8 protein-coding genes and 1 pseudogene are annotated in these 8,965 nt (G+C 76.1%); 6 read left to right on the forward strand and 3 right to left on the reverse strand.

Annotated features, from left to right (window positions below):
• Nucleotides 1-128: 128 nt before the first annotated feature.
• Nucleotides 129-875 carry a polyphosphate--glucose phosphotransferase gene (gene ppgK, locus ACFVGO_RS32735; RefSeq protein WP_359899535.1) on the forward strand — a complete coding sequence of 249 codons (747 nt, stop codon included), beginning with the start codon at nucleotides 129-131 and terminating at the stop codon, nucleotides 873-875.
• A 36-nt stretch (nucleotides 876-911) separates the two neighbouring features.
• On the opposite strand, the gene ACFVGO_RS32740 is transcribed toward ppgK, so the two are convergent.
• Nucleotides 912-1,550: a DUF6542 domain-containing protein gene (locus ACFVGO_RS32740; RefSeq protein WP_380635711.1), complete on the reverse strand. Its 639-nt coding sequence runs from the start codon at nucleotides 1,548-1,550 to the stop codon at nucleotides 912-914.
• 316 nt (nucleotides 1,551-1,866) lie between these two features.
• On the opposite strand from ACFVGO_RS32740, the gene ychF reads away from it, so the two are divergent.
• The gene (ychF, locus tag ACFVGO_RS32745) at nucleotides 1,867-2,940 is read left to right on the forward strand and encodes a redox-regulated ATPase YchF (protein WP_380635713.1); all 1,074 of its coding nucleotides are present in this window, start codon (nucleotides 1,867-1,869) and stop codon (nucleotides 2,938-2,940) included.
• Nucleotides 2,941-3,074: 134 nt separating this feature from the next.
• On the opposite strand, the gene ACFVGO_RS32750 is transcribed toward ychF, so the two are convergent.
• Complete coding sequence (locus ACFVGO_RS32750; RefSeq protein ID WP_359899541.1) at nucleotides 3,075-3,737, reverse strand: HAD-IA family hydrolase; 663 nt, start codon at nucleotides 3,735-3,737, stop codon at nucleotides 3,075-3,077.
• Nucleotides 3,738-3,813: 76 nt separating this feature from the next.
• Nucleotides 3,814-4,955 (reverse strand): annotated as a pseudogene (locus tag ACFVGO_RS32755) (dihydrofolate reductase family protein).
• Nucleotides 4,956-5,119: 164 nt separating this feature from the next.
• Between ACFVGO_RS32755 and ACFVGO_RS32760 the strand changes: the two are divergent.
• From ACFVGO_RS32760 to ACFVGO_RS32775, 4 genes are all read left to right on the forward strand, one after another.
• Entirely contained in the window at nucleotides 5,120-5,938 is an 819-nt protein-coding gene (locus ACFVGO_RS32760) for a methyltransferase domain-containing protein (protein ID WP_380350073.1), read from the forward strand.
• Between the two features lie 363 nt (nucleotides 5,939-6,301).
• Entirely contained in the window at nucleotides 6,302-7,747 is a 1,446-nt protein-coding gene (locus ACFVGO_RS32765) for a DUF4190 domain-containing protein (RefSeq protein ID WP_380635715.1), read from the forward strand.
• Between the two features lie 190 nt (nucleotides 7,748-7,937).
• Entirely contained in the window at nucleotides 7,938-8,129 is a 192-nt protein-coding gene (locus tag ACFVGO_RS32770) for an SPOR domain-containing protein (RefSeq protein WP_359899547.1), read from the forward strand.
• An 18-nt stretch (nucleotides 8,130-8,147) separates the two neighbouring features.
• On the forward strand, nucleotides 8,148-8,657 hold the full coding sequence (locus tag ACFVGO_RS32775; RefSeq protein WP_359899549.1) for an NUDIX domain-containing protein: 510 nt from the start codon (nucleotides 8,148-8,150) through the stop codon (nucleotides 8,655-8,657).
• Nucleotides 8,658-8,965: the final 308 nt, after the last annotated feature.

The raw sequence follows: 8,965 nt of genomic DNA on the forward strand, positions 1-8,965 counted from the left end.
CGGCTTGCTGCGGTGCGGCTTCCTGCTGTGCGGGCCCCGGCGCACTCTCGTAGTTTTGTGCACAGGCTGTGGACAATTCACCGGCCGCGAACCGGCCCGGTCCGCGGCCGACGGCGGAGGGTGACGTGATGACGGCGGTATTCGGCGTGGACATCGGCGGCTCGGGGATCAAGGGCGCGCCCGTCGACCTCGCCCGGGGCGTGCTCGCCGAGGAGCGCCACAAGGTGCTCACCCCGCAGCCGTCCGCCCCCGGGGCCGTGGTCGACGCCGTCTGCGAGGTGGTCCGCCACTTCGGCCACCAGGGCCCGGTCGGGCTGACCTTCCCCGGCGTGGTCGTCGACGGCCGCACCAGGACGGCGGCCAATGTCGACAAGGGCTGGATCGGCCTGGACGCGGCGGGCCTCTTCCGCGAGGCGCTGGGCATGCCCGCGACCGTCCTGAACGACGCGGACGCGGCCGGGCTGGCCGAGCTGACCCACGGCGCCGGACGGGCCGAGCCGGGCGTCGTCCTGGTGCTCACCTTCGGCACCGGCATCGGCAGCGCCCTGTTCGTGGACGGCACGCTGGTGCCCAACACCGAGCTGGGCCACCTGGAGCTGCGCGGCAAGGACGCCGAGCGCCGGGCCTCCTCGGCGGCCAAGGAGCGGCACGGGCTGAACTGGGAGCAGTGGGCCGGGCGGGTCGACGAGTACCTGGACCTGGTGGAGGGACTGTTCTCGCCGCGGCTGATCGTGATCGGCGGCGGGGTGAGCCGCAAGCACGAGAAGTTCCTGCCGCTGCTGAAGGACCGCGAGGCACGGGTGGTGCCGGCGGAGCTGCGCAACGACGCGGGCATCGTCGGAGCCGCCATGGCGGCGGCCCGGGCGGAGGGCTGACGGGCGGGCCGCCGGCCGCGACCGGCGGGGCGGGGCTCAGCGGGCGCGGTGGATCCGGCGCTGGGCGACGAACCGGGCGAGCACGATCAGCGTGGCCAGCCCGGTGCCGGAGAACAGCCAGCCGGCCCGCAGCGCCAGCCCGGTCGCCAGCGAGACCACCTGGGCGGTGACGCCGGGGGAGCTCACCGGTTCGAGCAGCAGCAGCGCGAGCGCGAAGGCGATCGGCCCGCTGATCGGCGCGGCCAGCAGATCGGCGTAGCGCACCCGGACGGCCAGCTGGAAGCAGACCGCCAGGTAGCCGAGGCCGAACAGCCAGCCCAGGTCGTCGAAGAGCAGCCGGTCCAGGCCCGCCACCGCGAGCACCGCCAGGACGGCGACCACCCCGGTGCCGATGGCCGTCAGCCGGGCCGGCCGGCCGGTGCGCCGCCGCCCGTACAGCTGGTCGTCGCCGCGCCCGCGCCCGCGCAGCGGCAGGCGCAGGCGCAGCCGGGGGCCGGCCGGGCGGGCGGCGGCGGACGGTCCGGGCGCCGGGCGCGGCCGGGAGGCGGGGGCGGGCCCGGAGGGGGCTGCGGCGGTCTCGGGAGCCCGGCCTGGGCCGGGGACGGCGGGGGCGGTCGCGCGGGTCGGGGGACGGCGTCTGGGCCCTGGCGGCTGGGTACGGATGCTCTGCTCCACCCGTCCAACGTACGGTCCGATCATCGCCACACTGTGTAATGGACCGTTCAGGGCCCGGCCCGTGTCTCCGGACGGAGCAGTGATGTGATCGTCACTCAGGTCGGCTGACCTGCCCCGTCGGCTCGGCGCACCACGGTCACCGGATCCGCGCACGGGTCTCCCCGCCGGCGACGGCATGACGGATCTCACCTTCGAACGGCCCGTCCGCGTCCGGTGGGACGACGAGCTGTGAGGCGGGGCGGGGGCTGCCCGTAGACTTGGGGGTCGGCCCGTACGGTGCCGACCCAACTCCTCCAAGCCCACGGGACTGCGCTTCATGTCGCTCACGATCGGAATCGTCGGCCTGCCGAACGTCGGCAAGTCGACCCTGTTCAACGCCCTGACCAAGAACGACGTGCTGGCGGCCAACTACCCGTTCGCCACCATCGAGCCGAACGTCGGCGTGGTGGGCGTCCCGGACGAGCGGCTGGCCAAGCTCGCCGAGATCTTCGGCTCCCAGCGCATCCTCCCGGCCACCGTCGACTTCGTCGACATCGCCGGCATCGTGCGCGGCGCCAGCGAGGGCGAGGGCCTGGGCAACAAGTTCCTCGCCAACATCCGCGAGTCCGACGCGATCTGCCAGGTCGTGCGCGCCTTCACCGACCCGGACGTGGTGCACGTGGACGGCAAGGTGTCGCCCAAGGACGACATCGAGACCATCCACACCGAGCTGATCCTGGCCGACCTCCAGACCATCGAGAAGGTCCTGCCGCGGCTCCAGAAGGAGGCGCGCCTCAAGAAGGACACCGCCCCCGTGCTGGCCGCCGCCGAGGCCGCGCAGGCGATCCTGGAGACCGGCAAGACCCTCTTCGAGGCCGGCTTCGACACCGCCCCGATCCGTGAGCTCCACCTGCTGACCGCCAAGCCCTTCCTCTACGTCTTCAACGTGGACGAGGACGAGCTGGCCGACGAGGACTTCAAGGACGCCCAGCGCGAGCTGGTCGCCCCGGCCGAGGCGATCTTCCTGAACGCCAAGATCGAGTCCGAGCTGATCGAGCTGGACGACGCCGAGGCCCTGGAGCTCCTCCAGTCCATGGGCCAGGAGGAGCCCGGCCTCGCCACCCTCGCCCGGGTCGGCTTCGACACCCTCGGCCTGCAGACCTACCTGACGGCCGGCCCCAAGGAAACCCGCGCCTGGACCATCACGAAGGGCGCCACCGCCCCCGAGGCCGCCGGAGTCATCCACACCGACTTCCAGAAGGGCTTCATCAAGGCCGAGGTGATCTCCTTCGCCGACCTGGTCGAGACCGGCTCCATCGCCGAGGCCCGCTCCAAGGGCAAGGCCCGCATCGAGGGCAAGGAGTACGTCATGCAGGACGGCGACGTGGTGGAGTTCCGCTTCAACGTCTGATCGACCCGCTCCCTGGGCCGACCGGATCCGCCGCCTGTGCGGGTCCGACGGGGCCCGCCTCCTCCGAGGCGGGCCCCGTCCGTTTTCCGGTGCCGGCCCGGTGCTGTGCGGGCCCCGGGGTCCGGCGGTCCGGGTCAGCCGATGGTGACGGTGAGCAGGCCGTCGGGGGCGGCGGTGACGGTGACGGTGGCGAGCGTGTCGGCGTGGGCGTCCGGGTGGTGGGGGAGGGCGCGCGGGCCGATGCCGATGACTCGGGTGCCGGCGGCCTTGGCGGCGGCGATGCCGGCGCCGGAGTCCTCGAAGGCGAGGCAGTCGGCGGGGGCGAAGCCGACGGCGGCGGCACCCTTGAGGAAGCCCTCGGGGTCGGGCTTGCTGGCGCCGACGGACTCGGCGGTGACCAGGACGGGCGGCAGCGGCAGGTCGGCGGCGGCCATCCGGACCCGGGCGAGCGGCTGGTCGGCGGAGGTGACCAGGGCGTGCGGGAGGCCGGTCAGCGAGGCGAGGAAGGCGGCGGCGCCGGGCACCGGGACGACGCCCTCGGTGTCGGCGCGTTCCTCGTCGAGCATCCGCTCGTTGTCGGCCAGGTTGACTTCGACCGGGCGTTCGGGCAGCAGGGCGGCCATGGTCGCGTGGCCCTGGCGGCCGTGCGCGACGGCGAGCACCTCGGCGGGGTCCAGGCCGTGCCGCTCGGCCCAGCGGCTCCAGCAGCGCTCGACCACGGCGTCGGAGTTGACCAGGGTGCCGTCCATGTCCAGGAGGACGGCGCGGGCGGTCAGCCGGACGGGGGTAGCGGGCATGGGGCGGCTCCTCGGGGGGTGCGACGACAGCAGAGCCGGAGAATGCGAGCTCTTTGTTTCTCAATGATACAAAAGATCACCCGAGCAGGTGGGCGTTGACCGCGCGGGCCTCCGCGGCCAGCTCCGGCAGCTCCACCACCTCGATGCCGGCCGCCGTCAGCAGCGCGGTGCCCTGGCAGTCGGTGACGAACAGGTCCGGCTCGCGCCACGCGACCACCACTCGCGGCACGCCCGCCGCGACGAGCAGTCGGGCGCACGGCATCGGCCGCGAGGCGCGCTGCCCGCAGGGCTCCAACGAGCTGTAGACGGTCGCCCCGCGCAGCCGCGGGTCGCCCGCCGGAAGCTTGGCCAGCGCCGCCTCCTCCGCGTGGTCGTGCGGGTCGGTCTCCCGGCTGTAGCCCTCCGCCAGCACCGTGCCGTCGGCGCCGACGATCACCGCGCCGACCGAGAAGGCCGTCCCGGACGGCGGGCAGCGGCGGGAGAGCTCGACGGCCCGGCGCAGGTGGTCGAGGTCGGTGGACGCGGACGGGGTCACGGCGCGGGCTCCTTCGGGGCGTACCTGAGCAGGACGACGTCGCCCACGGTACGTGCCTCCAGCAGCCGCATCCGCCGGGCCGGCCCGCCCGGGAACGCGGAGGGGCGGACGAACCGGGGCGCCTCGGCCTGGCCGACCAGCAGCGGGGCGACGGCCAGCTGGAGTTCGTCCGCCAGCCCCCGGGCCAGGAACTGGGTGTGCACGCCCCCGCCGCCCTCGACCATCAGCCGGCGGATCCCGCGGGCGCCCAGGTCGTCCAGCACCGCGCCGAGGTCCACCGCGTCGCCCAGTGCGACCACCTCGGCCAGTCCGTCCAGCCGGGGGCGCAGCACCGCCGCCCCGGCGTCCGTGGTGTAGGCGAGGCGGGTGCCGCCGGTGTGCCAGAACCGCAGCCCGGCGTCGAGCGCGCCGCTCGCGCTGAGCGTCACCTTCAGCGGGTACTCGGGCCGGCCGGCCGCCAGTCGGGCGGCCCGGCGGGCGGGGTCGTTGACCAGCAGCCGGGGGTTGTCGGCGCGCAGGGTGTTGCCGCCGACCAGGATCGCGTCGGCGGCGGCGCGCTCCTCGTCGACCCGGTCGAAGTCGGCGGCGTTGGAGAGCAGCAGCCGGTCGGGGGAGGTGTCGTCGAGGTGGCCGTCGAGCGAGACGGCGGCGCTCAGCAGGACGTGGGGGCGCGGGCCGGGCATGGGCGGGGACCGTTCTGTCGGGGGCGCCTCCACGGTACGGCGGCGGGGTGCGGCCCGGGCCCGCCGTGACCGGCATTCGAGACGGATCTTCTCGGCATGCGGAACGGCGGGTAGCGTCGGGGGCGCCGCGGAGCCCCGCGGCCGACCGCATCGAGGGGGATCTCATGACCGGACCGCAGCCCGCCGCCGTCTACACCCACGGCCACCAGGAGGCCGTGCTGCGCTCGCACCGCTCCCGCACCGCCGCCGACTCGGCCGGCTACCTGCTGCCCGAACTGCGGCCCGGGCAGGCCCTGCTGGACGTCGGCTGCGGGCCCGGCACGATCACCGCGGACCTGGCCGAACTGGTCGGCCCGCGGGGGCGGGTGGTCGCGGTGGACGCCTCCGCCGAGGTGCTGGAGCAGGCCGCCGGGCACATCGCCGGCCGGGGCCTGTCCAACGTCGCCCTCGCCTGCGCCGACGTGCACCGACTGCCCTACCCGGACGGCGAGTTCGACGTGGTGCACGCCCACCAGGTGCTGCAGCACGTGGCCGACCCGGTGGCCGCGCTGCGCGAGCTGCGACGGGTGACGGCGCCGGGCGGCGTGGTCGCGGTCCGCGACGTCGACTACGCCTCGATGACCTGGTTCCCGGAGGTACCCGCGCTGGACCGGTGGCTGGAGCTGTACCGGCGGACCGCCCGCGCCAACGGCGGCGAGCCGGACGCCGGCCGGCGGCTGCTGTCCTGGGCCCGCGCGGCCGGCTTCACCGAGGTCACCGCGAGCGCCGGCACCTGGACGTACGCGACGCCCGAGCAGCGCGCCTGGTGGGGCGGGCTGTGGGCGGACCGGGTGACGGGCACCGCGCTGGGCCGGACGGCGGTCGAGCGGGGCTTCGCGGACCAGGACGAGCTGGGCCGGATCGCGGACGGCTGGCGGGAGTGGAGCGCCGCCGGGGACGGCTGGTTCTCGATGCTGCACGGCGAGATCCTGGCCCGCGGCTGAGCCGACGCGGCCGAACCGCCGCGGGGCGGTCCGGGCGGTCCGGGCAGGGCGGGCAGGCGTTCGGAAAGATCGGGTAAAGTCGCGCGACCGTTCAGATCGGGCCCGTTCGGGTCCGAGCCATGGTGCCGAGTGCCGAGCCGATGCCCGTTCCGGTGGGTTGGGGGAGTCCACGTGTCCAAGCCTGAGTCCGAGCCGCCCGTTCCGGGGCCGGAGTCGCCCGCGGCCACGGGGGCCGACGCGGACACGGACACCCGCCCGGGGGCGGGCACGGACACCGGAACGGGGACGGACACCGGTACGGGGACAGGCACGGACCCGGACCCGGACCCGACGCAGGCGCCGACGGCCGGTCAGGATCCCCGGGTGGACTTCCGCAAGGTCACCGCGGGGTCCGCGGGGTCCGCGGGGTCCGCGAGCCCGGTCGAGCCCGAGCAGGACCAGGCCCGGCCCGCCGCGGCCGAGCAGGACCAGGCCGGGTCGGAGCCCGCCCCGCCCGCCGCCGACCCCTGGGCCCCGCCCGCCGCCGTCGACCCCTGGGCCGCGCCCGACCTCTCCGCCGGCCCGCCCGCGGGTCCGTCCGTCGCCCCGGCCCCGCAGGCCGTCCCGCCGTCGGCCGCCCCGCCCCAGCCGCCGTACCCGCTGCCCGCCGGTGGCTGGGCCTCCGTCACTCCCCCCGCCGGGTCGGGCTTCCCGCCCGGCCACCCGTACGCCCAGGCCCCCGGTCCGGGGCAGGCCGTCCCCGGGCCCGGGTTCCTCCCCGGCCCCGGTCCCGGGCCCGCCCCCACCAACGGCTTCGCGGTCGGCTCCCTGGTCACCGGCCTGCTCCTGGTGTCCCCGGTGGCCCTGGTGTTCGGCATCCTCGCGCTGGTGCAGATCAACCGCCGCAAGGAGCGCGGCTCCGGCATGGCGGTGACCGGCCTGGTGCTCGGCACGATCGGCACGGTCCTGCTGGCCCTCGCGCTCGGCGCGGCCGACTTCAGCTCGGCGCGGGCCGGCCGCTTCGGCCAGGCCCCGAAGGCGCCGGCCGGCTCGGTGCACTGGTCCGAGCTCAAGGCCGGCGACTGCTACGACTCCCCCCAGGGCGGTTCGACGACGCAGGGGGCCGGCGACGAGACGGTGTACTGGGTGCACCGGGTGGCCTGCACCGAGCCGCACCACGGCGAGGTGGCGGGCACCGCCGAACTCCCGAGCGGCAACGGCCTCTACCCGGGCGAGGGCGCGGCCCGCGAGTCGGCCGGCCGGCTGTGCCGCGCGGTGCTGAACGGCTACGCGCTCGACCAGTGGACCGTCCCGGACGGCATGGACGACGTCTACCTCTACCCGACCGCGAGGAACTGGGCGTCCGGCTCACGGTACGTCACCTGCGCCTACGAGGACCGCGAGGACCGGCACCGGGGAACGGTCCGCACCGACCGGAGCCGCCTGACCGCGCCTCAGCTGGCCTACCTGGAGGCCGCCCGGAGCTTCAACGACGTCTACCTGGACCCGCCGGACGCGGACGTGGCCGAGGCCGAGTCCGACCACCGGGCGTGGGCCCGCCGGATGGCCGTGGCCTCGCGGACCCAGGCGGCGGTGCTGGGCGGGCCGTCGGTGCCCTGGCCGGCCGACGTCCGGCCGAAGATCGCCAAGCTGGTCGAGGCCAAGTCGCAGGCGGCCGCCGCCTGGGACGCCGCGGCCTCCGGCAGCGACCTGGCGGGCGACCTCCGCCGGGCCAGGGCGACGGAGGCCAGGACGGCGCCGACGATCCTGGACATCCGCCGCGGGCTGGGCCTGTCCACCGGTGAGCAGGCGCCCGACCTGCGGGTCTGAGCCGCCCGCGCCCCTGGTTACCGGCCGTTGACCGGGCCCGTACCTGCCGGTAACCCGCCGGCCGTACCGTCGTGGGCGCGTCCCCGGCCCGACCCCCACGCGAGCCGGGGACCGGCCCGTCCCACGCGAGTGGAAACGGGTCCGGCCCGGAGCGGGACGCCCGGCGGGAGGCCCCGGGTACCCTCCCGCCATGGGCACCTACCGGGTCATGCGGCAGGACGACAACGGCAACCGCTTCCTGGTCGCCAAGGACCTCGACCGGGCCGAGGCCCGGCGGCTGGCCGCCGGGTTCGAGGCCCGCGGCCACAAGCAGATGTACTGGGTCGAGGCGGACGGGGAGGCCAGGCCGGAAGCGGCGGACGGGACGGTCCGCAACGCCTGAACCCGTAGGGTCGGCCCCATGGACGCCACGACGGACACCCCCGAGACCCCCGACCCCCGCGCGACCCCGGCCGCTCCGGCCGCTCCCCGGATCGTGGTCGGCGGCGCGCTGGTCCGCGGCGGCCGGGTGCTCGCCGCCCGGCGCAGCGCGCCCGAGGCGGTGGCCGGCCGGTGGGAGTTCCCCGGCGGGAAGGCCGAGCCCGGGGAGACGGAGGCGCAGGCGCTGGAGCGCGAGCTGCTGGAGGAGCTCGGCGTCCGGGCGCGCGCGCTGACCCGGCTGCCGGGCGCGTGGGCCGTGCGCCCCGGCCTGGAGCTGCGCTTCTGGGCCGCCGAATTGCTGGCGGGCGAGCCGCGCGCGCTGGAGGACCACGACGCGCTGCGCTGGCTGGGCCCGGACGAACTGGACGCCGTGGACTGGATCGACCACGACCGTGACGTGCTGCCGCACGTCGCCCGGCTGCTCACGGAGGGCGGGACGGCGGGGGCAGGCGGCGTCCCGACCGGGGGCGACGCGCCGTCCGCCGGGTAGGTCAATCGGACAAGACGACCCAGGGGCCGGGATAGCCTGGAGGCTGCTGGGTATGTCACTTTTCGGCACTATTCGTCACCATCGGTGAGCCGTCCCCAGCCGGCGACGCCGATCCCGACCAGAGCCGGAGGCCCCGTCGGTGTCGACTACCGGGAACGGCGCCGGGGGAGAGCGGCGGGCAGGCTCCGCGGGGAGCGCCGCCGCCCGCGCCCGACTGCGCCGCGCCGCCCGTCCGGCCGCTCCCCGGCCACCGGTCGGCCGTCGCCGCGGCGGCACCGGCGGGGCCCCCGGCGCGGCGGGCCCCGACC

This window comes from Kitasatospora sp. NPDC057738 (assembly GCF_042798815.1).
Taxonomy (GTDB): domain Bacteria; phylum Actinomycetota; class Actinomycetes; order Streptomycetales; family Streptomycetaceae; genus Kitasatospora; species Kitasatospora lactacystinica.